General features: G+C 70.6%; 24 protein-coding genes. 7 read left to right on the top strand and 17 right to left on the bottom strand.

The features are described 5' to 3' along the window. Nucleotides 1-218 precede the first annotated feature (218 nt). The 3 genes from ACZ4NT_RS17410 to ACZ4NT_RS17400 are packed head-to-tail and all read left to right on the top strand — an operon-like array spanning nucleotide 219 to nucleotide 3,306. On the top strand, nucleotides 219-1,154 hold the full coding sequence (locus ACZ4NT_RS17410; RefSeq protein ID WP_467726116.1) for a carbohydrate ABC transporter permease: 936 nt from the start codon (nucleotides 219-221) through the stop codon (nucleotides 1,152-1,154). Nucleotides 1,155-1,186: 32 nt separating this feature from the next. Next, nucleotides 1,187-2,020: a carbohydrate ABC transporter permease gene (locus tag ACZ4NT_RS17405; RefSeq protein ID WP_121407539.1), complete on the top strand. Its 834-nt coding sequence runs from the start codon at nucleotides 1,187-1,189 to the stop codon at nucleotides 2,018-2,020. Continuing rightward, nucleotides 2,020-3,306, top strand: coding sequence for an ABC transporter substrate-binding protein (locus ACZ4NT_RS17400; protein ID WP_121406708.1), 1,287 nt, complete (start codon nucleotides 2,020-2,022; stop codon nucleotides 3,304-3,306). The genes ACZ4NT_RS17405 and ACZ4NT_RS17400 overlap by 1 nt, the downstream gene beginning before the upstream one ends. 2 nt (nucleotides 3,307-3,308) lie before the next feature. Here the strand turns inward: ACZ4NT_RS17400 and ACZ4NT_RS17395 are convergent, their stop codons facing one another. Continuing rightward, nucleotides 3,309-4,097: an oxygen-binding di-iron domain-containing protein gene (locus ACZ4NT_RS17395; RefSeq protein WP_121406709.1), complete on the bottom strand. Its 789-nt coding sequence runs from the start codon at nucleotides 4,095-4,097 to the stop codon at nucleotides 3,309-3,311. A 449-nt stretch (nucleotides 4,098-4,546) separates the two neighbouring features. Here ACZ4NT_RS17395 and ACZ4NT_RS17390 point away from each other — a divergent pair, with 449 nt between their 5' ends. Further along, nucleotides 4,547-5,590: a CDP-alcohol phosphatidyltransferase family protein gene (locus ACZ4NT_RS17390; RefSeq protein WP_121406710.1), complete on the top strand. Its 1,044-nt coding sequence runs from the start codon at nucleotides 4,547-4,549 to the stop codon at nucleotides 5,588-5,590. Between the two features lie 58 nt (nucleotides 5,591-5,648). Here ACZ4NT_RS17390 and ACZ4NT_RS17385 read toward each other — a convergent pair whose 3' ends face one another. Then, the gene (locus tag ACZ4NT_RS17385) at nucleotides 5,649-7,931 is read right to left on the bottom strand and encodes an MMPL family transporter (protein WP_121406711.1); all 2,283 of its coding nucleotides are present in this window, start codon (nucleotides 7,929-7,931) and stop codon (nucleotides 5,649-5,651) included. A 431-nt stretch (nucleotides 7,932-8,362) separates the two neighbouring features. Between ACZ4NT_RS17385 and ACZ4NT_RS17380 the strand changes: the two genes are divergently transcribed. Both ACZ4NT_RS17380 and ACZ4NT_RS17375 read left to right on the top strand, forming a co-directional pair. Continuing rightward, nucleotides 8,363-9,571: a S8 family peptidase gene (locus tag ACZ4NT_RS17380; protein ID WP_467726113.1), complete on the top strand. Its 1,209-nt coding sequence runs from the start codon at nucleotides 8,363-8,365 to the stop codon at nucleotides 9,569-9,571. Between the two features lie 72 nt (nucleotides 9,572-9,643). Beyond that, nucleotides 9,644-10,189 (top strand): DUF1697 domain-containing protein, encoded by a 546-nt coding sequence (locus ACZ4NT_RS17375; protein WP_121406713.1) that lies wholly within the window; start codon nucleotides 9,644-9,646, stop codon nucleotides 10,187-10,189. 21 nt (nucleotides 10,190-10,210) lie between these two features. On the opposite strand, the gene ACZ4NT_RS17370 is transcribed toward ACZ4NT_RS17375, so the two are convergent. Then, the gene (locus ACZ4NT_RS17370; protein WP_467726110.1) at nucleotides 10,211-11,068 is read right to left on the bottom strand and encodes a transglutaminase-like domain-containing protein; all 858 of its coding nucleotides are present in this window, start codon (nucleotides 11,066-11,068) and stop codon (nucleotides 10,211-10,213) included. A 34-nt stretch (nucleotides 11,069-11,102) separates the two neighbouring features. Continuing rightward, complete coding sequence (locus ACZ4NT_RS17365; RefSeq protein ID WP_467726108.1) at nucleotides 11,103-11,942, bottom strand: aldo/keto reductase; 840 nt, start codon at nucleotides 11,940-11,942, stop codon at nucleotides 11,103-11,105. A 93-nt stretch (nucleotides 11,943-12,035) separates the two neighbouring features. Between ACZ4NT_RS17365 and ACZ4NT_RS17360 the strand changes: the two genes are divergently transcribed. Continuing rightward, nucleotides 12,036-12,644, top strand: a complete 609-nt coding sequence (locus ACZ4NT_RS17360) for a TIGR03086 family metal-binding protein (protein ID WP_121406716.1) — start codon at nucleotides 12,036-12,038, stop codon at nucleotides 12,642-12,644. Between the two features lie 248 nt (nucleotides 12,645-12,892). On the opposite strand, the gene ACZ4NT_RS17355 is transcribed toward ACZ4NT_RS17360, so the two are convergent. The 13 genes from ACZ4NT_RS17355 to ACZ4NT_RS17295 all read right to left on the bottom strand — a co-directional run bounded on the left by ACZ4NT_RS17355 (nucleotide 12,893) and on the right by ACZ4NT_RS17295 (nucleotide 24,677). After that, complete coding sequence (locus ACZ4NT_RS17355; RefSeq protein WP_121406717.1) at nucleotides 12,893-13,642, bottom strand: sirohydrochlorin chelatase; 750 nt, start codon at nucleotides 13,640-13,642, stop codon at nucleotides 12,893-12,895. Between the two features lie 19 nt (nucleotides 13,643-13,661). Continuing rightward, entirely contained in the window at nucleotides 13,662-14,570 is a 909-nt protein-coding gene (locus ACZ4NT_RS17350) for an ABC transporter permease (RefSeq protein WP_121406718.1), read from the bottom strand. Continuing rightward, the gene (locus ACZ4NT_RS17345; protein WP_121406719.1) at nucleotides 14,557-15,345 is read right to left on the bottom strand and encodes an ABC transporter ATP-binding protein; all 789 of its coding nucleotides are present in this window, start codon (nucleotides 15,343-15,345) and stop codon (nucleotides 14,557-14,559) included. Before ACZ4NT_RS17345 ends, ACZ4NT_RS17350 begins: the two co-directional genes overlap by 14 nt. A gap of 36 nt (nucleotides 15,346-15,381) precedes the next feature. Continuing rightward, complete coding sequence (locus ACZ4NT_RS17340) at nucleotides 15,382-16,497, bottom strand: aliphatic sulfonate ABC transporter substrate-binding protein (protein ID WP_121406720.1); 1,116 nt, start codon at nucleotides 16,495-16,497, stop codon at nucleotides 15,382-15,384. 225 nt (nucleotides 16,498-16,722) lie between these two features. Next, the gene (locus ACZ4NT_RS17335) at nucleotides 16,723-18,078 is read right to left on the bottom strand and encodes a GTP-binding protein (RefSeq protein ID WP_121406722.1); all 1,356 of its coding nucleotides are present in this window, start codon (nucleotides 18,076-18,078) and stop codon (nucleotides 16,723-16,725) included. A 2-nt stretch (nucleotides 18,079-18,080) separates the two neighbouring features. Continuing rightward, nucleotides 18,081-19,016, bottom strand: a complete 936-nt coding sequence (gene cysD / locus ACZ4NT_RS17330) for a sulfate adenylyltransferase subunit CysD (RefSeq protein WP_121406723.1) — start codon at nucleotides 19,014-19,016, stop codon at nucleotides 18,081-18,083. Then, complete coding sequence (gene cysC, locus ACZ4NT_RS17325; RefSeq protein ID WP_467726103.1) at nucleotides 19,013-19,594, bottom strand: adenylyl-sulfate kinase; 582 nt, start codon at nucleotides 19,592-19,594, stop codon at nucleotides 19,013-19,015. Before cysC ends, cysD begins: the two co-directional genes overlap by 4 nt. Then, nucleotides 19,591-20,301, bottom strand: a complete 711-nt coding sequence (locus tag ACZ4NT_RS17320; protein ID WP_121406725.1) for a phosphoadenylyl-sulfate reductase — start codon at nucleotides 20,299-20,301, stop codon at nucleotides 19,591-19,593. Before ACZ4NT_RS17320 ends, cysC begins: the two co-directional genes overlap by 4 nt. Next, entirely contained in the window at nucleotides 20,298-20,477 is a 180-nt protein-coding gene (locus ACZ4NT_RS17315) for a hypothetical protein (protein ID WP_121406726.1), read from the bottom strand. Before ACZ4NT_RS17315 ends, ACZ4NT_RS17320 begins: the two co-directional genes overlap by 4 nt. 31 nt (nucleotides 20,478-20,508) lie before the next feature. Then, on the bottom strand, nucleotides 20,509-22,200 hold the full coding sequence (locus ACZ4NT_RS17310) for a nitrite/sulfite reductase (RefSeq protein WP_121406727.1): 1,692 nt from the start codon (nucleotides 22,198-22,200) through the stop codon (nucleotides 20,509-20,511). 134 nt (nucleotides 22,201-22,334) lie between these two features. Then, nucleotides 22,335-22,418 carry a putative leader peptide gene (locus tag ACZ4NT_RS17305; RefSeq protein ID WP_316944184.1) on the bottom strand — a complete coding sequence of 28 codons (84 nt, stop codon included), beginning with the start codon at nucleotides 22,416-22,418 and terminating at the stop codon, nucleotides 22,335-22,337. Between the two features lie 152 nt (nucleotides 22,419-22,570). After that, the gene (locus ACZ4NT_RS17300) at nucleotides 22,571-23,143 is read right to left on the bottom strand and encodes a GNAT family N-acetyltransferase (RefSeq protein WP_121406728.1); all 573 of its coding nucleotides are present in this window, start codon (nucleotides 23,141-23,143) and stop codon (nucleotides 22,571-22,573) included. Nucleotides 23,144-23,273: 130 nt separating this feature from the next. After that, a complete protein-coding gene (locus ACZ4NT_RS17295) occupies nucleotides 23,274-24,677 on the bottom strand; it encodes a hypothetical protein (protein ID WP_467726100.1) in 1,404 nt (467 codons plus the stop codon). Between the last annotated feature and the right edge of the window lie 134 nt (nucleotides 24,678-24,811).

Raw genomic sequence — 24,811 nt, 5'->3', positions numbered from 1 at the left:
AGAAGCCGTGTTTCCGGCGAATCACTTCGTTGAGTGATCGAGCCGGCTCCTGGATTTCATCAGGAACCACCCAATACCAGAATCAAACGCTCACTCAGAGGCTGTCTTGACCTCATGTCAGTTGGTCAGGAACATGACGGAGCCCTGTCCTTGGGCGGGGCGCTGCCGCCGCGACGACGAGACCGAGTCCCGTACGAGCCGCCAAAGGAGCCGAATCCGTGACTTCAGCGACCGCGACGAAGCGGTCCGGCAGATCGGTGGGCGGGGAGGCCGGTGCCTCCCGCGTCTCCGGCCACGGCGCCTGGTTCCTGGTGCTGCCCGCGCTGATTCCGATCCTGGTGCTCAGTGTGGGGCCGCTGCTCTACGGCGTCGCGCTCGCGTTCACCGACTCCCAGTCGGGCCGTACGGCGCCCACGCAGTGGATCGGTGCGCTCAACTTCCGTGATCTGCTGCACGACACGCTGTTCTGGGAATCGTTCCGGATCGGCCTGGTGTGGGCCGTCGGCGTGACCGTGCCGCAGTTCCTGCTCGCGCTCGGACTCGCGCTGCTGCTCGACCAGGACCTGCGGCTGCGCTGGCTCGCGCGTGCGCTGGCGATCGTCCCGTGGGCGATGCCCGAGGTGGTCGTCGGCATCATGTGGCGGCTCGTCTACAACCCGGACGCGGGCATCCTCAACGAGGCCCTGCGCGACCTGGGCCTCGGCGACGGCCGGGACTGGCTCTCCGGACTGGGCACGGCGCTGCCCGCGGTGATCGTCGTGGGGATCTGGGCGGGAATGCCGCAGACCACCGTCGCCCTGCTCGCCGGGCTGCAGAACACCCCGCGGGAATTGCACGAGGCGGCCGCCATGGACGGCGCGGGCGCCTGGCGCCGTTTCCTGACGGTCACCTGGCCCGCCCTGAGACCGGTGGCCCTCGCGATCACGGCCCTGAACTTCATCTGGAACTTCAACTCCTTCGCGCTGGTCTACGTCCTCACCAACGGCGGACCGGGCGGGCGGACCCGGCTGCCGATGCTGTTCGCGTACGAAGAGGCCTTCCGGTACGGGCAGTTCGGCTACGCGGCGGCGATGGGATGCGTGATGGTCGCGGTGATCTCGGTGATCCTCGCCTTCCATCTGGCGGGCCGGCTGCGGGGCGGTGAGGACCGGTGAGCGCCCGGCGTGCGCACCGGGGGGCGTCGGGCCTGCGGACCGGCGGGCGGGGCCGCGCCGGCCAGTACGTGGCGCTGCTCGCGTACCTCGTGTTCCTCGCGTTCCCGTTCCTCTGGCTGATCTCCACGGCCTTCAAACCGCCGCGTGAGCTGGCGAGTCTGCACCCCACGTGGATTCCGCGGAATCCGACCCTCGACAACTTCCGGCAGGCCTTCGACGAGCAGCCGCTGCTGCACGCCGCGCTCAACTCGCTGCTCGCGGCGCTCGCTGCGGCCGTCGTCGCGGTGGTGATCGCGACGCCGATGGCGTACGTGATGGCGCGGCACCGCACCCCGCTGGCGAAGGCGGCCACCGGCTGGGTGGTCGTCAGCCAGGCGTTCCCCTTCGTGCTGGTGATCATCCCGCTGTTCCTCGTCCTGAAGAACCTGCGGCTGATCAACTCCGTGCCGGGACTGGTGATGGTGTACGTGGTGTGGGCCCTGCCGTTCGCCCTGTGGATGCTGGTCGGGTACGTGCGTGCGGTGCCCGCCGAGCTGGAGGAGGCCGCGGCGGTGGACGGGGCCGGGCGGGCGCGCACGCTGGTCTCGATCACGGCCCCACTGCTGGCGCCGGGCATCGTGGCGACAGCCCTGTTCGCGTTCATCAGCGCGTGGAACGAGTTCTTCTTCGCGCTGGTGCTGCTCAAGACCCCGGAGAAGCAGACGCTGCCGGTCGTCCTCACGCACTTCATCGGGGCGGAGGGCGTCGCGGACCTCGGCCCCCTGGCGGCGGCGGCGTTCCTCGCGACGCTGCCCTCGCTCGTCGTCTTCGCGATCATTCAGAAGCGGATCACGGGCGGCATGCTCGCCGGGGCGGTGAAGAGCTGATGACACGCACGCGGTGTGCCCTGTTCCTCGCGGTGTTCGCGCTGCTCCTCACCGGCTGCACGGGCGAGGACGGGACGGACGGCGCGGGGCCGGTCGTCCTCCGCTTCCAGTCCCTGGCGTGGCAGGAGGAGTCCGTCGCCGCCAACAAGGAACTGGTGAAGGAGTGGAACGCGACGCATCCGGGCGTCCGGGTCGAGTACGTGCAGGGGAGTTGGGACAGCGTCCACGACCAGCTGCTCACCTCGTTCGAGGGCGGGGAGGCGCCGGACATCATCCACGACGCCTCGGACGACCTCGCGGACTTCGCATACGGGGGCTATCTCGCCGATCTGCGGAAGCTGCTGCCCGGGCGGCTCGCCTCCGACATCCCGCGGCGCAGCTGGGAGACCACCACCTTCGGCGACGGGATCTACGGGGTGCCGTTCCTGCAGGAGCCGCGCGTGCTCGTCGCCAACGCGACCTGGCTGCGGAAGTCCGGCGTGCGGATGCCGACGCCCGACGATCCGTGGAGCTGGGAGGAGTTCCGGTCCGTCGCGCGGCGGCTGAGCGGCAACGGCCGGTACGGCGTCGCCTGGCCGCTGAAGGAGCCGGTCTCCGCCACCCTGAACCTGTCCCTGTCGGCCGGTGGACGGCTGTTCCACCGGGACGGTGACGGCAGGGTTCGGGTCCGTTTCGAGGCGGCCGACGCGGTGGTGCCGCGGATCGTCCACGACGGGGTGAACACGGACCGCAGCGCGTCCGGCACCACGCTCGGCATGGGCGGCTCCGACACCCTGCCAGGCTTCTTCGGCGGCAAGTACGCCATGGTCCCGCTCGGGTTCTCCTATCGGCAGCAGCTCGTCCAGCAGGCCCCGAAGGGCTTCGACTGGCAGGTGCTGCCCGCTCCCGCCGGCGCCGACGGCCTCACCCAGGGGGTCAGTCCGCAGACGCTGTCCATCGCCGAGGACAGCCCGCACAAGAAGGAGGCCGCCGCCTTCGTCGACTTCCTGCTCCGGCCCGCGAACATGGTCCGGCTGGCCCTCGGGGACTGGATGCTGCCCACCGGCACCGAGGCACTGAAGGATCCGGCCCTGCACACCGCGAAGAACGACTGGGCGACCGGCACCGCACTGGCGGGGCGGCTGCGCTCCGCCCCCGCCCAGGCCGTGCGCGGGTACCCCGAGTGGAAGGACAAGGTGGCGACCCCCGCCTTCCAGGAGTACTACAGCGGGGCGATCGGTCTGTCCGAGCTGCGCAAGCGGCTGGTCGAGGACGGGAACCTGGTGCTCGCGCGCTATCAGCGGTGAGCTCAGCCGATTCCCGGATGCGGGCCCGCGAGCACGCTCGGCCGGGTGACGAACCCGGACTCGGGGGCGAAGCGGGACTCCAGACCGTCCGCCAGATCGAGCAGTGCCCGAACGCAGTCGCCGTCGAACGAGGAGCCGTGCATCACGGCCAGCGTGGCCGGCCGCAGCTCCGCCAGCGAGCGCAACGCGGCGGTGAGGGCGGTCAGGCACGAGGTCTGGCGGAACAACTCCTCGGCCTCGATGGAGAGTTCGACGAGATCGTCACCGGTGACGGCGGGACCGTTTCCGAGGTGGGTGAAGAGGTCGCCGCAGAAGAGGGTGCGGGTGTGCTCCTCGAAGAGCAGCCGCGCCTCCCAGTTGTGCGGCACGTGCGGGGTGTTCACGTTGCGGACGACGCGGCGCACCTCGCTGCCGCCGATGTCCAGGAGCTCCCCGTCGTCCATGGGGCGCGGCGGGCGGGAGACCAGGTCGTTGAGCGAGACGAGGCACCCCAGCGTGTTGTGGGCGACCTCCGCGCGCGGCGCCGCCCCGAGGAACTCGTTCATCGCGCCGCACTCGTCCGCCTCGACGTGTCCGAAGGTGATCCACCGCAGCTGTTCCACCGGGACCACCCGGGCCACGGCGTCGGAGACCGCGGGGAAGAGGGCGCGCATGCCGGTGTGGAAGAGCAGCGGGTCCTCCGCGGCGATCAGGAACTGATTGAAGGTGAAACCGGCGGGCGGGGCGATCTCCGGAACGTAGGTCGAGATGCGGTGGATGCCATCGGCTATCTCGTCGACGCGTGTCTCCACGGTGAACCGTCCTTCCGGGTCGGACCGGCCCCTGTCTTCCGTACTACCCGATCGGGGCAACCCTCGCCACCGCAGGCTGCGACCCGCCGAACGAGACGTGCCGTCTTGCCGTGCGCGGCGGCACGTCGTCGCCGGAATCACCCGGATCGGCGGTCCTTTTCGTCCCCTGTAAGTGCCCTGTATGGGCGGGAAGATCACCGTCCGCGCACCTCGTCCCTCCCGTGCGTCACGGTTGCACGGATCCGGTGAAGTCCTGGCGCACGTTGGATAACGGACAGGTCATTCGGTAACGCTCGGGTAACGCGGGTACCGCCTGGGGAAGCCACGGACTCGTCCGGAAAGTGAGACCGTTACCCCCCGTGGAAGGTTGCACGGGCCGGATCTTGTTCCTTGGCGGAACGGCTACCTAGCGTGAGGTGAACTCCAGTCGAACGCCAGGAAGTTGACCCATGCGATCCCTACGCCGAGACATCCCGCCGCTCCCAGAGGTCCGACGTGTCACCCAGAAGAAGCGCGACGCGTGGTGGACCGTGCTGCTCGTCGACCCGGTCGCCACGCCCCTGGTACGGCAGGTCGCGCTGCGCACCCGGATCACCCCCAACCAGATCACCTGGGGTGCCTTCCTGCTGGGGCTCGCGTCCGCCGTGTTCTTCGCTCTCGGCGACTGGCGCTGGCTGATCGCCGGCGCCTTCCTCTATCACCTGAGCTTCATCCTCGACTGCATGGACGGCAAGGTCGCCCGGCTCACCGGTCAGGGCTCCGTGTTCGGGGCGTGGCTCGACTTCGTCTTCGACCGCATCCGCGTCATGGTGTGCGCGGTGGCGCTGATGGCGGGGCAGTACCAGCGCACCGGCGACACCCTCTACATCTGGCTCGCCCTCGCGGTCGTGGGTCTGGACACGCTGCGTTACATCAACTCCCTGGAGATCTTCAAGATCCGGCACTCCATGCGGAAGCAGATCAAGGCCCGCCTGCGGGAGGCGCGCCGCGCGGAGAACCAGGCCGAGCTGACCTTCATGGAGGACCTGCTGCGCAACAACCCCGAGGCGGACATCGAGCAGGACCTGCGCGCGGCGGCGACGGGCGGCCCCGCGGCGGGTCCCGTGGCGGACGGCGCGGCCGCGGGTGGCGTACGGGGGACCGGGGGCGAGGCGGGCGCCGAGGGCGGCTCCGACGGCTCGGCGGGACTGCCGCCGGCCCGGGTCATCGACCTGCACCAGGAGTTCCGGCACCGCTTCCCGGCCTACCTGCGGGCCCGTTCCTTCCTGCTGCGCCACCGCATCCGCACCCACCTGATCAGCGGCATCGAGTTCCAGATGGGGGTCTTCATCCTCGGGCCGCTCTTCGACGCGGTCATCGAGGCGACGATCGTCTCCGGAGCGCTGCTCCTGGTCTTCGAACTCGCCATCATCTACAAGCTGTTGCTGTCCACCCGCGACTTCACCCGCACCATCGACTCCTTCGAGCGCGAGGACGTCGCGGCGGCGGCCTGAGCGAACGACGACGTGGCCGGGGTGCGGACACCCCGGCCACGTGCGGCGCTGTGGACGGTCAGACCCCGACCCGCTCACCCTCGACCGCCGGCGGCTGCGGCGGCCCGGACACCTGCTCCGGCGCCTCGTCGTGCGTGAGGTCGGGCAGGCGGTGCAGCCACTTCGGGAAGTACCAGTTGCGCTCCCCGAGCAGCGCCATGACCGCCGGGAGCAGCACCCCGCGGATGATCGTCGCGTCGATCAGCACGGCCGCCGCCAGGCCCACGCCCATCTGCTTCATGGACTGCATGGACAGGGTGCCGAAGATCGCGAAGACGGCGACCATGATGACGGCGGCGCTGGTGACGACACCGGCCGTGGTGACCACCCCGTGCCGGATGGCGTCCTTGGTGCCGAGTCCGCGCAGCCGCGCCTCGCGGATCCGGGAGACCACGAACACGTGGTAGTCCATCGACAGTCCGAACAGGATCACGAAGAGGAACAGCGGCAGCCAGGTGATGATGGCGCCCACCCCTTCGGCGCCGACCAGGGAGGCACCCCAGCCGTGCTGGAAGACGGCCACCAGGATGCCGTAGGCGGCCCCCACGGAGAGCAGGTTGAGGACGATCGACGTGATGGCGATGGTCAGTGAGCGGAACGACAGGAGCATCAGCAGGAAGGCGAACACCACGACGAACGCGAAGACGGGGACCACCGAGCCGACGAGCTGGTCGTTGAAGTCGCGCGACCCCGCGACCTGTCCGGTGATCGGGGCGTCGAGACCGTCGACCTTGCCCAGCGTGGCCGGTCGCACCTCGTCGCGCAGCAGGTCCAGGCTCCGCCCGGCCTTGTCCTGGTCGGAACCACCGACCAGGGGGACGTAGACGAAGGCCACGTTCTGCGCGTCGTGCACCTTGATGTCGACCGGGCCGCGCGTGGCGCCCGAACTGATCGCCCGGGCACGGAAGTCGGCCAGCGCGGACTTCACCTCGGGGGAGTTGATGTCCTCCGCCTTCACGATCACCTCGGCGGGCTCGGTGCCGCCGGGGAACGCCTCGTTGACCCGGTTGTACGTCGCCACGATGGGCAGCGAGTCGCCGAACTCCTTGTCCAGCGTGAGCTGTTCCGTCTTCATGCCGAGCGCCGGGGCGGCGATGGCCAGCAGTGCGCCCGCCGCGACCACGAGGGAGACGGCCGGCCTGGCCAGCACGACCCGCAGCACCGCACCCCAGAAGCGGCTCTCGCCCCGGTTCGCACGCGCGGCGTCCGGACGGCCCTTGCTGCGCCGCTTGTCCCGGTGCAGGAACGGCACGCGGCCCTTCTCCACCCGCTCGCCGAGGAGCGAGAGCAGCGCGGGCAGCACCGTCACGGAGCCCACCATGGCGACCGCCACGACCATCAGCGAGGCCAGCCCCATCGCCTCGAACTCGGCCAGGCCCGTGAAGAGCATGCCGGCCATGGCGACGCAGACCGTGACACCGGAGACGATGATGGCCCGGCCGCTGGTCGCGGCGGCGATCCGCAGCGCGGTCTGCGCGTCCCGGCCGGCCTCGCGCTCCTCGCGCTCACGCCGCAGGTAGAACAGGCAGTAGTCGACGCCGACCGCGAGCCCCACCAGCAGCATCACGGAGTTGGCGGTGTCGCTCATCGGCATCACGTGGCTGACGATGCCCATCAGGCCCATCGTCGCCATGATCGCGGTGACCGCGAGCGCCACCGGCAGCAGCGCCGCCACCAGCGCGCCGAACGCGATGAGCAGGATGCCGAGGGCCACCGGCACGGCGGACAGTTCGGCCTTCTGGAAGTCGTCGCCGAAGGCGTCGTCGAAGGTCTTCATCATGCTGGCGCCGCCGATCTCCTCGATCCGCAGCTCCGTGTGCTCCTTCTGCACCCCCTCGACGGCCTTCAGCACCGGCTCGATCCGCTCGCCCGCGGTGTCCGAGTCGCCGCGCACGTCGAACTGGACGAGCGCGCTGCGGCCGTCCTTCGAGATCGTCTTCGTCTCGTACGGCGAGGTGACGTCGGAGACCTTGCCGGTCGCGTCGACCGCCTCGACGACGGCGGCGACGGCGCTGCGGAAGGCGGCGTCGGTGGCCCTGGTGCCCCCGTCCTTCGCCTGGACCAGGACGCTCTCGCCGGCCGGCTCCTCGATGCCCGCGTCCTCGACGATGTGCGCGGCCGTACTGGTCTCGCCCTTGAGCTGGTCGCTGTCCTTGACGTCGATGCGGCCCGCGGCCGAGCCGAGTCCCATGGCCAGGACGACGAACAGCACCCAGATCCCGACGGCCGCCCATCGGTGCCGGGCGCTCCAGCCCCCCGCCCGGGCGGCGATCCCCCGCACTCTCGTGTCTCCGTTCCGCATGACGGGCCAGCCCCCTCGTATGCGGTGACAACCCCCTGTCGTCACCTCGCACTACGAAGGTATGGGCGGCATAAGAGCATCTCGTCGTGCTTCCCGGTGACCCGGCGGACGTTCGGATCCTCCCCTCGGCCCCCGTTTCCTCCGCACTGGGGATGATGAAAGCCCCTTACACGTAACGGGAGTTGTCGGGGATGTGGATCAGGGTGCAGGGGCCGCTGTCCGATCTGTCGGCGGGGGACCTTTTTGTTATTTCGAAAGGTTGTTGATTAAGTCACAGCTGTATGTAGGTGTTGATCCGTGCGCGTCAATCAAGCAGGGTTTCGTGCCAACCGCCGGGTAACTTCGGTCGCCCGACGGACCGTCACGGCCATCCCGTGACGGCCACAACCCCCACGCATCCCCCCACATCCACCACGAGGAGACCCCTCTTCATGGCAACTCACAAGCGTGCCCGCAGGATGAAGCTGACCGCGGCCATAGCCACCACCGCCACGGCCGTGGGCGTGACCGTCGTCGCCGTCTCCACCGCGGGCGCCGCCGCTCCGGCCGAGGGCAAGGTGTACGGCCTCGACGCCAAGGGCGCTGTCTCCGGCAGCTACATCGTGCTGCTGGACGAGAAGACGAACAAGGCGGACAAGCAGGACCTCGCCGAGGAGTACGGCGGCTCGCTCAAGCGCAACTACGCCTCCTCGGTCAACGGCTTCTCCGCTTCCGGTCTCTCCGAGACCGAGGCCAAGCGGCTGGCCGGCGACCCGTCCGTCGCCAAGGTCGTCCAGAACAAGAAGTTCCACATCGACGCCGACCAGGCCAACCCGCCGTCCTGGGGTCTGGACCGCATCGACCAGACCGGCACCGCGGGCGACGGAAAGTACACCTACCCCGACGCCGCGGGAGAGGGAGTCACCGCCTACGTCGTCGACACCGGAGTCCGCGTCAGCCACGGCGACTTCGGCGGCCGTGCCTCGTCCGGCTTCGACGCCGTCGACAACGACGGCAACGCCGACGACGGCAACGGCCACGGCACGCACGTCGCCGGCACCATCGCGGGCGAGGCGCACGGCGTCGCCAAGAAGGCGAAGATCGTCGCGGTTCGCGTGCTCGACGACTCCGGCTCCGGCACCACCGAGCAGGTCGTCGCCGGCATCGACTGGGTCACCCGCAACCACTCGGGTCCCTCCGTCGCCAACATGAGCCTCGGCGGCGGCGTGGACGAGGCCCTCGACACGGCCGTGCAGAAGGCCATCGCCTCCGGCGTCACCTTCGCCGTCGCCGCCGGCAACGAGTCCGCCGACGCGAGCACCAGCTCCCCGGCCCGCGTCCCGGAGGCCATCACGGTCGCCTCCTCCACCAAGGACGACCAGCAGTCCGACTTCTCCAACTTCGGTGCGGGCGTGGACATCTACGCCCCCGGCTCGGACATCACGTCCGACTGGAACACCGGTGACGACGCCACCAAGACGATCTCCGGAACGTCGATGGCCACGCCGCACGTGACGGGCGCCGCCGCCGTCTACCTCGCCGGACACGCCGACGCGACCCCCGCCCAGGTCGCGCAGGCCCTCACCGGCGGAGCCACCGCGGACAAGATCTCCAACGCGTCCGACGGCACACCGAACAAGCTCCTCAAGATCGTCGAGTAACCGGGCCGCCCCACCGGCAGCGGCCGTCGCGCCCACCCCCACGGGGAGCGACGGCCGCTTTATGGTGAGCGGATGACGATGTATGCGGCGCTGCTGCGCGGGATCAACGTGGGCGGCAGCAAGAAGGTGCCGATGGCCGAGCTGCGGGCACTGATGCAGGAACTCGGGTACACGGACGTGGCCACCTATCTGCAGAGCGGCAACGCCGTCTTCGGCAGCGAGCACGGTGACGAGCGGTCGCTCGCCGCCGAGCTGGCCCAGGCCCTGGAGAAGCACTTCGGCTTCACCGTCGGCGTGCTGGTGCGCGACCACGCCTATCTCAAGGCGGTGCGCGAGGCCTGCCCCTTCCCGGCCGCCGAGCTGGAGGGCAGGCAGCTGCACGCCACGTACTTCTCGGAGCCGGTGGAAGCGGAACGCTTCGCCGCCGTCGACCCGGCGGCCTTCCTGCCGGAGGAGTTCCGGCTGGGCGACCGCGTCCTGTACCTGTACGCACCCGACGGTCTCGGCCGGTCCAAGCTGGCGGAGGCCCTCGCCAAGCCCCGTCTGCTGAAGGGGCTCACCGCCACCACCCGGAACTGGAACACGGTCGTCAAACTGGACGAGCTGACCGGCTCCTGAGGGGCGGTTGCCGGTCCCGCCTCACCCCCGGCCGCGCAGGGTCACCCGGCGCACCCCGGTGTAGGTGGTGTACGAGGTGACCTCGCCCGGGACCGCGAGGCGCGGATCCCGGTACAGCCGCCGCCGCTCGTCGTCGGAGCGGGCCGCTGCGACGGCGTCGGCCAGGGCGAGGTCGTCCTCGGTGAGCGCCGCGTCGTCGAGGATCTCGCGACCCCAGCCGTCCCAGGGCAGCACCTCGACGCCGTTGAGGGCGGCCAGGTCGTGGAGCACGTTGCTGCGCACGAACCACAGACCGCGGACGCCCTCCAGCCACCCGACCCCGAAGGTGTGGGGATCGGCGCGCCCGGCCCGGCACTCCCGCCAGGCCCGTCCGGCCGTGAGGAACCGGTCCCGCGGCACGTCCAGCGGATCGAACGGCACGTCGTACGGGCCGTGCGCGACCTGCGCGTCCACCAGTCGCCAACCGCCGTCCGGGAGGCGGTACTCGGTGACCCAGTGGTCCTCGTGGAAGCCGTCGACGAAATACGTGGCGAAACCGCAGCGCACGCGGGCCGGGGTGCCCGTCGCCCGCAGCAGCGCGCACAGCAGCAGGGAGAAGTCGCGGCACGTTCCGACGAACCGCTGGGCCGGCTCCCGCCGTTCGGTGAGCGGCAGGTCCGAGCGTTCCCGCAGGATGCGCAGCATCTCGGTCGCATACCGGGCCTCGGCGTCCTCGTGCAGTCGCGGCGCGGCGAGGACATGGCCGAAGCGGTCTCCCTCACTCCGGTGGATCATCACGTTCCTGACGATCCGGGCGAGCTCCACCGGGTCCCGGGGGAGCGGTCCGAGGTCGAGGTCGCCGAGGTCGCTGCAGGTGCTCTGGGTCAGGTAGGGGTCCATGCCGGCGAGCCTGTGGTCTGTCCCAGGGGCAGGGTCAACCCAGCCCGTCCAGGCGGGACATGTCCGCGCCGGTGAGCCGGACCGCGGCGGCGTCGAGGTTCTCCTCCAGGTGGGCGAGCGAGCCCGTGCCGGGCGTCGGGCAGAGCACGGGGGAGCGGTGCAGCAGCCAGGCCAGGGCGACCTGTCCCGGCGTCGCTCCGTGTGCGGCGGCGATCTCCGCGCACACCGGGTGGGACGTCAGCGAACCGTTTCCCAGCGGGAACCACGGAAGGAAGGCGATGCCGTGCGCCTCGCACAGCTCCAGCAGCGGCTCCGACGCCCGGTCGAGCAGGTGGTAGCGGTTCTGTACGGAGGCGATGGCCGTCGACTCCAGGGCGGCGGAGAGCTGTTCGGCGGTGACCGTGTCCAGGCCGATGTGCCGGATCTTGCCCTCCGCGCGCAAGGCGTCCAGGGTGCCGAGCTGTTCGGCCGCCGGTACGTCCGGGTCCAGCCGGTGCAGCTGGTACAGGCCGATCGTGTCGAGCCGCAGCCGCCGCAGGCTCGCCTCGCACATCGCCCGCAACTGCTCGGGGCGTCCCGCGACATGCCAGGTGTCGGCACTCGTCCGCACCACGCCGCCCTTGGTCGCGATCAGCAGGTTCTCGGGATAGGGGTGCAGCGCCCGCGCGATCAGTTCCTCGGCGACCGACGGCCCGTAGTTGTCGGCGGTGTCGATCAGGGTCACGCCGCGCTCCACCGCCCGGCGCAGCACCGCCACGGCGTCCCGGGCGTCCCCGCGCGGGCCCCAGTAGCCGGGACCGGTCAGCTGGGCCGTACCGTAGCCGAGCCGCCGTACCGGCAGTTCGCCGCCCAGCGCGAAACGTTCCGAGATCATCCATGCAGGGTACACATACCAGGTCGGGGTGCCCGTCCGCGGCTGTCGCGTTTGTTCAAGAAGGGCGAGCGCCGTGCTCCTAGCGTGGTGCCCATGACCGACGCCTACAAGAACGTGCACCCGTACATGGCGGAATGCGCCGCCGAGGCCGCCCGTGTCGCCCGCGGTGTCACCGCCGCGCAGCTCGACGCGCCCACGCACTGCCCCGGCTGGGACGTCCGCACCCTGGTGAACCACTGGGTGCTCTACACCTCCCACGGCCTGGAGCACCGGGCCCTGCGCAAGCCGCTGCCCGACGAGCTGACCGCGCGCGACTTCACCGCTGACCCGGACTGGGCCGCGGCGTACGCCGCCCAGCTCGACCGCGCCGTGGCCGCCTGGGACGACCCGGCGGTGTGGGAGGGCGAGGTCGATCTCGGCATGGCCACGATGCCGGCGGCCGAGCTGGCGCCGATGATCGTGAAGGAGGCGGCGGTCCACGGCTGGGACGTCGCCACCGCCACGGGCCAGGAGTTCCACGTCTCGGAGGGCGCGGCCCGGCTGGTCCTGGACGTGGTCGAGAAGCACGGCGAGCTCTACCGCCGCTACGACGGCTTCGCCGACCCGGTCGAGGTCCCCGACGACGCGCCCGCTTTCTCCCGCGCGCTGGCCGCGAGCGGACGGAACCCGTACGGCCGCCCGTCGGACGGAACGGGCGTCTGACGCGAGTGCTGCGCAGTGCTGTGGCGCGGGCGAACGCGGGCCCGGCTCCCGGGGCCGAGGGCGCCGGGGCGGCAGGCCGGCCCGTGCCCCGGGTTCGGGTGAGGTGCGAGGTCGGTCGGCTTGTGCCTCGGCTTCCGGTGGGGCGCGAGGTCGGTCGGCTCGTGCCCCGGCTTGCGCTGAGACGGACGGCAGCGGGCACCCGGCTTCGGGCGGCGCGGAGCTCGGCGGACGCCGGGGCCGGGGGAAAGCTACGCGCCCAGGGCCGCCAGGGCCGGGCGCCGGGCCTCGTCGTAGCGGTCCAGCAGGACCCGGACCACCTCCGGCGCCGGCCCGAGCACGTCGGCCAGGACGTCCGCCTCGGCCGCGCCCCGCGCGATGCGGTCGGGCAGGAAACCGGGGGCCAGGACGTACGGCGCCACCGCCACGCGGGCACATCCGAGCGCCCGCAGCTCGCGCACGGCGTCCTGCGTGCGCGGCAGAGATGCGGAGGCGAACGCAGGTCGCACAGCGCACCAACCGGTACGCCGCCACTCCCGCGCGATATCAGCGATCACTGCGATCGCCTCCGGGTCCGAGGACCCCGCCGAGGCCAGCACGACCCCGGTCGAGGACTTGTCGGCGGGGCCGAGCCCCGCCTCGTACAGCCGTCGTTCGAGCGCCGCCGTCAGCAGCGGTGACGGGCCGAGCACCTCCGCCTGGCGGATGCGCAACCGCGAGGGCGCATCCCGCAGCACCGCGGGGATGTCCGCCTTGGCGTGGAAGGCGCGGGTCAGCAGCAGCGGCAGCGCCACCACGTCCCGCACGCCCTCCGCCGCCAGCGACTCCAGCACCCCGTTGACGGACGGGATGTTGAAGTCCAGGAAGCCGGTCTCCACGCGCAGTCCGGGGCGCGCCGACCGCAGCCGTCGTACGAGGGCGTGGACCGTCGCCGCATGGCGCGGGTCACGGCTGCCGTGGGCGACGACCAGCAGGACGGGATGTGCGGACCGAGGGCGCATGGGAGTTCAGCCCTTCGTTTCAGCTCTTGACGAGGAGACCGCGGCTGCGCAGCACCCACCGCTCCAGCGGACTGAAGATCAGCAGGTCGATGGCGATACCGACGATCAGGATGAGCAGGATGGCAAGGAACACCATGGACATGGAGCTGGCGTTGCGGCCGTTCTCCAGCAGCTGGCCGAGACCCACCCCGAGGTCGGGGTAGGACGCGATGATCTCGGCGGCCATCAGCGAACGCCACGAGAACGCCCAGCCCTGCTTCAGGCCCGCCAGATAACCGGGCAGCGCCGCGGGCATGATGATGTGCCAGGTACCGCGCAGACCCGTGGCACCCAGCGTGCGGCCGGCGCGCAGGAACAGCGGCGGCACCTGGTCGACACCGGACACCAGGCCGTTGGCGATGGACGGCACGGCCCCGAGCAGGATCACCGCGTACATCATCCTGTTGTCCAGGCCCAGCCAGATCACGGCCGGCGGCACCCAGGCCACCGACGGCAGGGACTGCAGGCCCGAGAGGATCGGGCCGATGGCCGCGCGCACGAACTTCACCCGGGCCACCACCAGTCCCAGCGGCGTGCCGATCAACAGCGCCAGCAGAAAGCCGAACAGGCCGCGCGAGACGCTGGTCCAGATGTAGCCGAGGAGCTTGCCCTCCAGCCAGGCGTCCTGGACCTCCGCCCACACCGCGGACGGCGAGGGCAGCTTCGTCGGGTCGGTGACGACGTCGAAGGTGATCAGCGCCTGCCACACCACCAGTACCAGCGCGATGGCGACGACCGGCGGCAGGATCTTCTGCACGAACGTCTGCCGGAACGGGGTCCGCCCCGTCTGGACGGTGTCCAGGGCGTCCAGGCCCGCCTCCAGACCGGCCAGGTCGTGGCTGTCCCGGTCCTTGGCGGACGCGTCGGCCTTGGTCTCAGTGCTGGCCATGGCGGCGGATCTCCCCACGCAGTTGTTCGGTGATCTCGACGGACAGCTCCGCCACGGCGGTGTCCTCGATACGACGCGGATGCGGAATGTCCACGGTCCACTGGTGCGCGATCCGCCCCGGGCGGGACGAGAGGAGCACGACGCGCTGGGCGAGCCGCACCGCCTCGCGCACGTTGTGCGTGACGAAGAGGACGGACAGCTGCGTCTCGCGCCAGATCCGGGTCAGTTCGTCGTGCAGGACGTCCCGCGTGATGGCGTCGAGGGCGGCGAACGGCTCGTCCATCAGCAGGATCTGGCTGTCCTGGGCGAGCGCGCGGGCCATCGCGACCCGCTGCCGCATACCGCCCGACAGCTCGTGCACACGCTTGCCGTAGGCGCCCTTCAGCCGGACCAGTTCGAGCAGTTCCTCGGCCTTGTCGCGGCGGTCCGTCTTGGCCACACCCCGCAGTTTCAGGGCGAGTTCGATGTTCTTGCCCGCGGTCAGCCACGGGAAGAGGGCGTGCTCCTGGAACATCAGGGCGGGGCGCCCGTTCGTCGTGATGGTGCCGGCGGTCGGGGCGTCGAGACCCGCGACCAGGTTGAGCAAGGTCGACTTGCCGCAGCCCGAGGCACCCAGGAGGGTGACGAACTCGCCCGGCGCGACATCGAGAGTGATGTCGTCGAGGACGAGCTGCTGCCCGGCGGGTCCGGCGAAGGACTTCGAGACGTGCTCGATCCGCGCGGCCTGCTCCACCGACGCCTCGGCGTCGGCGGCCTTGGCGAGAGCCGTTGCCATGGTCGTCACCTCCTGGGAACTCATCGGTGTGCGGGGTTACTTGACGCCGAGACCGGCGTCGTCGACCGTGCTCTCGCCCTCGGCCTTCAGCACCTTGTTCAGGAGCGTCAGGTCGTAGATGCCGTTCAGATCGGGCTTCTCCAGCAGACCGGCCTTGACCGCGTGGTCCGCCTCCGTGTTCAGGGTGGCGGCCAGCGGGTCGTTGGTGATCTGGATGGACTTCCAGGCGGGGTCGAGCACGTCCGCCGGGAGTTCCTTGCCGGAGTCCACCTTCAGCTGCGCGTTCGCCGCCGCCTTGGCCTTGTCCGGGTTCGCCGTGATCCACGCGTTGGTCTTCACCGAGCCCTTGAGGACGGCCTCGACGACCTTCGGGTGCTCCTTGAGGAACTTCTGCGACACGATGATGTTCGTGATCACGAACTTCTTGTCGGGCCACAGGTCGGCCTCGTCGAGCAGCACCTTGCCGCCCTCGGCGACCAGCTTGGACGCGGTCGGCTCCGGCACCCAGGCGCCGTCGATGGAGCCGGACTTGTAGGCGTCCGGGGTGATCTTGTTGTCCGTGCGGACGACCGAGACGTCACCCTTGCCGCTGTCCGCGTCGACCTTCCAGCCCTGCTCGGCCGCCCAGTTGAGGAAGGCGACGTCCTGCGTGTTGCCGAGCTGCGGGGTCGCGATCTTCTTGCCCTTGACGTCCTCGAGGGACTTGATCTTCTTGGGGTTCACCACGAGCTTCACGCCGCCCGCCGCCGAACCGCCGATGATGCGCAGGCTCTTGCCGTTGGACTTGGTGTAGCCGTTGATCGACGGGGAGGGGCCGATCCAGCCGATGTCGATGGAGCCCGAGTTCAGCGCCTCGATCTCGGAGGGGCCGGCGTTGAAGGTCGCGTACTCGGCCTTCGTGGCGCCCAGTTCCTTCTGCAGCAGGCCTTCCTGACGACCCACCAGCGCGGTGGCGTGGGTCAGGTTGCCGAAGTAGCCGATCTTCACGGAGTCGAGGCCGTCGATCTTCTTGGCACCGGCGGCGACGTTCTCCTTGGAGGAGGAGTCGTCCTTGGCCTCGGAGCCGTAGCTGCACGCGGCGAGCGCCAGCAGCGGCAGTGACACGGCGGCGGCGATGCCGCGGCGGACGAGCTTCGAGCGGTTGGCAGGCACGGGAGGTGTTCCTCTCGTTGGCCCGGCGGTCACGGCTTCTCAGGCCGTGGCCGGGAGGTCGGCAGGTCTTCGTTTTCGCGTGCTGTGGGGGGACGGGGCGCGCAGGCAGTGCGCGTACGTCATCGCGCACATCGCGCGACTCCGCCCTGCCCGCTGCCGAGGGCGCCGCTGCCGACGCGGCCGCCCTCCTTCGCGAACGTGGAGTAGAAGTCGGTGGAGTTCATCTCAGAAGTCCCACCCGTCGTCGTCCGTCTCGTCCCTGACCGGCTCGGGCGAGGCGAAGGACTCGCCGACCATGCCCGCGGTCAGGGTCGTGCCGTCGGCCGGGTCGATCAGGATGAACGAGCCGGTGCGGCGGGAGTCGGCGTACGAGTCGAGCGGCAGCGGCTCGGCGGTACGGATCTTGACGCGGCCGATGTCGTTGGCGACCAGCCGGCCCGGGTGCGGGTGCAGGGAGAGGTCGTCGAGCGTCAGCCGGGACGGGATGTCCTTGACGATCGCCTTGACCGTGCGCGTGCCGTGCTTGAGCAGCACCCGGTGGCCCACGGTCAGCGGCTCGTCGGCGACGTGGCAGACGGTCGCCTCGACGTCCTGCGTGGTCGGGGGCGCGTCCTTGCTCGGCACGATCAGGTCGCCGCGCGAGATGTCGATGTCGTCCTCCAGCAGGAGGGTCACCGACTGCGGGGTCCAGGCGACGTCGACCGGGGTGCCCAGCAGGTCGATCCCGGCGAGCCGCGTCGTGCGGCCGGACGGCAGCACGGTCACGCTCTCGCCGACGCGGAACGTGCCGGCCGCGATCTGGCCCGCGTAGCCGCGGTAGTCGGGGTGCTCGGCGGTCTGCGGGCGGATCACGTACTGCACGGGCAGCCGGGCGTGGCAGTGGGCCAGGTCGTGGCTGACCGGCACGGTCTCCAGGTGCTCCAGCACCGTCGGACCTCCGTACCAGGCCATGTTCGCGGAGGGCTCCACCACGTTGTCGCCCGCGAGCGCCGAGATCGGGATCGCGGTGATCTCGGGGACGCCCAGTTCGGACGCGTACGCCGTGAACTCCTCGGCGATCGCGGCGAAGACGGACTCCTCGTACGCCACCAGGTCCATCTTGTTGACGGCGAGGACGACGTGGGGGACGCGGAGGAGCGCGGCGACCGCGGCGTGCCGGCGCGTCTGCTCGATGACTCCGTTGCGGGCGTCGACGAGGACGACGGCGAGGTCGGCGGTGGAGGCACCGGTGACCATGTTGCGGGTGTACTGCACATGGCCGGGGGTGTCGGCGAGGATGAAGCGGCGGCGCGCCGTGGCGAAGTAGCGGTAGGCGACGTCGATGGTGATGCCCTGTTCGCGTTCGGCGCGCAGGCCGTCGGTGAGCAGGGCGAGGTCCGGGGTGTCCTGACCGCGGCCGGCGGACACCCGCTCGACAGCCTCCAACTGGTCGGTGAGAACCGACTTGGAGTCGTGCAGGAGGCGGCCGACGAGGGTGGACTTGCCGTCGTCGACGGAACCGGCGGTGGCGAAGCGCAGCAGGGTGGTGGCGGAGAGCTGCTCGACCGACAGCGGCTGGGCGGGTTCGGTGGTGCTGGTCATGTCTAGAAGTACCCCTCGCGCTTGCGGTCTTCCATGGCGGCCTCGGACATCTTGTCGTCGGCTCGCGTGGCGCCGCGTTCGGTGAGCCGGGAGGCGGCGATCTCGGCGATCACGGCGTCCAGGGTGGTGGCGTCGGAGTCGACGGCGCCGGTGCAGGACATGTCGCCGACGGTGCGGTAGCGCACGAGCCGCTTCTCGACCGTCTCGCCGTCCTTGGGGCCGCCCCACTCGCCGGGGGTCAGCCACATGCCGGACCGCGGGAACACCTCGCGCTCGTGGGCGAAGTAGATCTCGGGCAGTTCGATGCCCTCGCGGGCGATGTACTGCCAGACGTCGAGCTCGGTCCAGTTGGACAGCGGGAAGACGCGGACGTGCTCGCCGGGCGCGTGGCGGCCGTTGTAGAGCTGCCACAGTTCGGGGCGCTGGCGGCGGGGGTCCCACTGGGAGAACTCGTCGCGCAGGGAGAAGACGCGCTCCTTGGCGCGGGCCTTCTCCTCGTCGCGGCGTCCGCCGCCGAAGACGGCGTCGAAGCGCTCGGCCTGGATCTTCTCCGTCAGCGGCACCGTCTGCAGCGGGTTGCGGGTGCCGTCGGGGCGCTCCCGGAGCTTGCCGGCGTCGATGTACTCCTGCACGGAGGCGATGTGCAGGCGCAGGCCGTGCCGGGCGACGGTGCGGTCGCGGTACTCCAGGACCTCGGGGAAGTTGTGCCCGGTGTCCACGTGCAGCAGCGAGAACGGCACCGGCGCGGGCGCGAAGGCCTTGAGCGCCAGGTGCAGCATGACGATGGAGTCCTTGCCGCCGGAGAAGAGGATCACCGGCCGCTCGAACTCGCCCGCCACCTCGCGGAAGATGTGGACGGCCTCCGACTCCAGCGCATCCAGGTGCGAGAGCGCGTACGGGCTGTCCGTCTCCTCGGAGACAGTGGCTGCGGTCGTCATGCGAGACCCCTTTCGGTGAGCAGCGAGTGCAGCGCGGCTGCGGACTCCTGCACGGTCTGGGTGTAGGACTCGATGCGCAGATCGGGGGAGGCGGGCTCCTCGTAGGGGTCGTCGACCCCGGTGAGCCCCGATATCTCGCCCGCGGCCTGCTTCGCGTACAGCCCCTTCACGTCGCGTACGGAGCACACCTCGACCGGAGTCGCGACGTGCACCTCCAGATACGCGGCGCCGCTCGCCCGGTGGCGTTCGCGCACCGCCTCGCGGCTGTCCGCGAACGGCGCGATCACCGGCACCAGCGCCTTGACGCCGTTGCGCGCGAGCAGATCGGCGAGGAAGCCGATGCGCTGCACGTTGGTGTGGCGGTCCTCGCGGGAGAAACCGAGGCCCGACGAGAGGAACTCGCGGATCTCGTCCCCGTCGAGCACCTCGACGCGGTGGCCCTCCGCGCGGAGCCGGCCGGCCAGCTCGTTGGCGATGGTGGTCTTGCCGGCACTCGGCAGACCCGTGAGCCAGATGGTGGCTCCGGTCGTCACTTGCTTCTCCTGCGATTCCTGGGAGTTGTGCGTGGTCGTCGTCATCCGTGCAGCCCGCACTCGGTCTTGTTGCGGCCCGCCCAGCGGCCGGCGCGTGCGTCCTCGCCCTCCAGCACCCGGCGGGTGCACGGCGCGCAGCCCACGGACGGGTAGCCGTCCATGAGCAGCGGGTTGGTGAGGACCCCGTGCTCGGCGACGTACGCGTCCACGTCGTCCTGCGTCCAGCGGGCGATCGGCGACACCTTGACCTTGCGGCGCTTCTCGTCCCAGCCGACGACCGGGGTGTTCGCCCGGGTCGGGGACTCGTCGCGGCGCAGGCCGGTCGCCCACGCGTCGTACGCCGTCAGGCCCTGCTCCAGCGGCTGCACCTTGCGCAGCTTGCAGCACAGGTCCGGGTCGCGGTCGTGCAGCTTCGGGCCGTACTCGGCGTCCTGCTCGGCGACCGTCTGCCGCGGGGTGAGCGTGATGACGTCGACGTCCATCACGGCCTCGACCGCGTCCCGGGTGCCGATGGTCTCCGGGAAGTGGTAGCCGGTGTCCAGGAACACGACGTCGACCCCGGGACGGGCGCGCGACGCGAGGTGCGCGACCACGGCGTCCTCCATGGAGGAGGTCACGCAGAACTTCCCGCCGAAGGTGTCCGAGGCCCAGCGGAGGATCTCCAGCGCGGAGGCGTCCTCCAGATCGCGTCCCGCCTGCTCGGCGAGGCTCTTGAGGTCCTCGCCCGTGCGCTCGTCCTGAAGCGTCGTCATATCTCGTCCCCTCCACCGTCGTTGCGCCGAACTCCCCGGGACAGCAGCCCGAGGAACTTCAACTGGAAGGCTCGACTGCAGGCCGCGCATTCCCACGCCCCGTGGCCCTGCTCGCCGGGCCGCAGGTCCTCGTCGCCGCAGTAGGGGCAGTAGAAGGGCGCCGCACGCTCACTCATGCGGTGTCCTTCGCGACGCCGGTCGCCGGGCTCACGACAGGGCCTCCTCGGAGGCGCGCGCGGCCCAGGTGGCGAACCGCTCGCCGTCCTCGCGCTCCGCCTGGAAGCGCTTGAGGACCCGCTCGACGTAGTCGGGCAGTTCGTCCGAGGTGACCTTCAGACCGCGGACCTTGCGGCCGAACCCGGCCTCCAGGCCGAGCGCGCCACCCAGGTGCACCTGGAAGCCCTCGACCTGCTCGCCCCGGTCGTTGAGGACCAGCTGGCCCTTGAGACCGATGTCCGCGACCTGGATACGGGCGCAGGCGTTCGGGCAGCCGTTGACGTTGATGGTGATGGGCTCGTCGAAGCCGGGGATGCGGCGTTCGAGCTCGTCGATCAGGGCGGCACCGCGCGCCTTGGTCTCGACGATGGCCAGCTTGCAGTACTCGATGCCCGTGCAGGCCATGGTGCCGCGCCGGAACGCCGAGGGCCGGACCGTGAGGTCGAGCGCCTCCAGGCCCGCCGTGAGGGACTCGACCTGGTCCTGCTCGACGTCGAGCACGATCATCTTCTGCTCGACGGTGGTGCGCAGGCGGCCGGAACCGTGTGCGTCGGCCAACTCGGCGATCTTCGTGAGGGTGGTGCCGTCCACCCGGCCGACGCGCGGTGCGAAGCCGACGTAGAAGCGGCCGTCCTGCTGCCGGTGCACACCGATGTGGTCGCGCCAGCGGGCGACCGGCTCGGCCGGCGCCGGGCCGTCGACGAGCTTGCGCTTCAGGTACTCGTCCTCCAGGACCTGGCGGAACTTCTCGACGCCCCAGTCGGCGAGCAGGAACTTCAGCCGGGCGCGGTTGCGCAGCCGCCGGTAGCCGTAGTCGCGGAAGATCGAGACGACGCCCTCCCAGGCGTCGGCGACCTCGTCCAGCGGGACCCAGGCGCCGAGACGCTGGCCGATCTTCGGGTTGGTGGAGAGGCCGCCGCCGACCCAGAGGTCGAAGCCGGGGCCGTGCTCGGGGTGGTGCACACCGACGAAGGCGACGTCGTTGATCTCGTGGGCGACGTCCAGCAGCGGGGAGCCCGAGATCGCCGTCTTGAACTTGCGGGGCAGGTTGGAGAAGGCCTTGTCGCCGATGAAGCGGCGGTGGATCTCCTCGACGGCCGGGGTGCCGTCGATGATCTCGTCCTCCGCGATGCCCGCGACCGGCGAGCCGAGGATGGTGCGGGGCGTGTCACCGCAGGCCTCGGTCGTCGACAGCCCGACGGCCTCCAGGCGGTTCCAGATCTCGGGGACGTCCTCGATGCGGATCCAGTGCAGCTGGATGTTCTGCCGGTCGGTGATGTCGGCGCTGCCGCGCGCGAACTCCTGGGAGATCTCACCGATGACCCGCAGCTGCTCGGTGGTCAGCCGGCCGCCGTCGATCCGCACGCGCAGCATGAAGAACTTGTCGTCCAGCTCCTCGGGCTCCAGGATCGCGGTCTTGCCGCCGTCGATCCCGGGCTTGCGCTGGGTGTACAGACCCCACCAGCGCATCCGGCCCCGCAGGTCGTTGGGGTCGATCGAGTCGAAGCCCCGCTTGGAGTAGATCGTCTCAATGCGTGTCCGCACATTGAGACCGTCGTCGTCCTTCTTGAACTGTTCGTTGCCGTTGAGCGGGGTGAAGTGACCCACGGCCCACTGACCCTCGCCACGGTGACGGCTCACCTTGCGGCGGGGCGCGGCGGGATTCTGCGGGGTGGCGGCCATGGCTGATACGTCCTTCGGGACTACGGGACAGGCAGGAGAGCGGCTCTGACCTGCACATATGGGCACATACCGAAGTATGGGCGCGTCATTGCGCTAGGTTCACAAAAGGGGAGATCTCGGCGTCGCTGGACTGATCAGCTCGCCGGACAGATGGCGCTGGACATGCGGCAGAGATCGACGTGTCGCCGACTCACCAAGGCAATCCCAGTTCCAGACATGACGGAAGCGTGTCACGGGGATCTCGGGGGAGTCCACCATCATCCATCATGTGGACACCCTGGTCCCGAATCGCGAGACAAGGGTGTCGTCGATCACATGCCGGGCCGCTCACGCCCCCCGGTCGAGGTCGGGCGCCCCGGGTATCGGCAGGTCACGGGGTCCCGGCGCCGGGCCAGGGGCCGGGTGCGGGCACCTCGGGCTCGTCCTCGACCTTGGTGTCGAAGAGCGTGAAGCCGCGCCGCAGGTAGTTGTCCATGGCGTGCTCGCCGTCCTTGCTGCAGGTGTGCAGCCAGACCCGCTTGGTCTCGGCCCGTCCGGGCCAGCGCTCGGCCAGGTCCCAGGCCCGCGCGGTCCCGTAGGAGAGCAGGTGTCCGCCGATCCGGCGGCCCCGGAAGGCGGGGATCAGCCCGAAGTAGACGATCTCCACGGCTCCGTCGTCCTGCGGCTCCAGTTCCACGTATCCGGCGGGCGTCCCCCGGTCGTAGGCGACCCAGGTCTCCACGCCCGGCCGGTCCAGGGCCTCCTGCCACCGCGCGTACGTCCAGCCGAGGCGGTCGGTCCAGCGGATGTCCCCGCCGACCGAGGCGTAGAGGAAGCGGCTGAACTCGGGCGAGGGCACCTCGGCGCGGACGATCCGGACGTCCGCGCCGGGCACGACCGCGGGAAGCAGGTCGGCGGGGGCCGTCTGCTCCAGGGACCAGGTGGTCACGGTGACGTTGCTCATGCCGGCCAGGGAACCACGGGCCCCGCCCCGCCGCCAAAGGCGGGCCCCGGTCCGCGGCCTCGCCCCGATGCCGGGAGACGGACCCGCTCCGGGGTTGCCGAGCCCCGGGGGGTGGTCCGCACGCCACCCCCTAGTCGACGGCGTTGTCCACCGACGACAGCGGGACGGCGTACAGGACCCGCTCCGGGATCGCGTCGGGCTCCCAGGCGTTGTCCTTGTTCGCGGCCCATTCGGTGAGCGTCCACAGCTCACCTGTCTCCGTCCAGTACGACAGGGACTCCGTGTGCCGGCCCCAGCAGGCGAGCGACCGGTCGGCGGTGCACCGGGCGGAGGCGGCGCCGCTGCCGTCCTGCCGCCAGAGCGTGCCGTGCCTGCCGCGGGCGCCCGGCGCCTGACCGAGGTACCAGTCCGCGCTGCTCGCGCCGGCCGCCCGGTGGGAGAGGACGCCCTGCACGCCGACGGCCTTGGTCTCGTGGGCCTCGTCCGCGTTCACCAGGTCGCCGGAGCCGCTGGCGAGCAGGCCGGTGCGGTCGGCGGCGGTGCTGTAGTGGTAGCGCCAGACACGGGCCGGTTCGGTGCCGCCCGAGCTGAACCACTCGTTGGCCACCAGGCTGTCCGGGGTGGAGGTGCGGTCCAGCGAGACGGACGCGAAGCAGGGAACCGCGTTGTCGTCGGCCGCCGTACAGGCGCCGCCGGTCAGGTTGTAGGAGCCGATGGCGGGCAGCACGTACTGGTAACCGTGCGCCGAGTATCCGCCGCTCACCCTGCCCACCGCACTGCTGTTGACGCTCGCCTGCAGGATGCGGTGCATGTCGAACACGAACAGCGCGTTGTCGTGGTCCGCGCCGTTCTTCGCGGTGACGATCAGCTTGTCCTGGTACCAGGCCATGCCGCCCACGTGGGAGCGCACCGCCCCGAAGTCCTTGCCGCCGCTCAGCGGGGCGACCAGCAGGACCCAGCGGTACTTGAGGTTCTGCGGGTCGTTCGCGTCGATGAACGCGATCCGGGCCAGTCCGGTGTCCTCCGCCGGCTCGCCCGCCTTGTGGTCGTTGTGCGTCCACCCGGCCAGGATGACGCGGTCCTCGCCCCACTTGCCGTCGTCGTCGGCGTCACCGGAGGTGGTGACGGACTGCGGGAGCCACTTCTGGGTGACGGCGTCCCCGCCGTCCCAGCAGTACGCGCGGGTGGCCGTCGGCTCCACCGGCAGGGCGGCCGCCTCGGTACCGGCGCACTGCGCCTTGTTGCGCATCGGGTGGTTGGCGCTCTGCAGCACGCCGTGCACCCCGACGTTGCCGCCCATGTTCGTGGTGAGCGTGTCCAGGGTGCTCTCGGCGACCAGGTTCTCGTGCAGCTGGAGCTTGCCGATCTCGGCGGACGAGGTGAGCGGGGTGAGCGCGCCGGGGTCGGCCCCGTCCGTGGCCTGCGAGGTGCTGATCAGGGTGGCCGCGGCGGTCAGGGCGAGTGCGGTCCCGGTCAGGGTGGCGCGCAGCGCCTGACCCCTTCTCTTGCGACGGTGCCTGCCGCGCTGCTTCATGCGTCCTCCCGGATGGGCCAACTGCCCCCCGAGGTCGTGACGTTGGGCGAGGGCATGCGGGTGGCCCGTGAGAGGGATGCTACGGCAGAGAGCACCGAGCCTGGTCAAAGACCGCCAAATACGAGAAGATCCGC

The organism is Streptomyces sp. NPDC026417 (genome assembly GCF_055567695.1).
The sequence above is the reverse complement of the archived record's forward strand: the minus strand, read 5'-3'. Positions and strand labels throughout refer to the sequence as shown.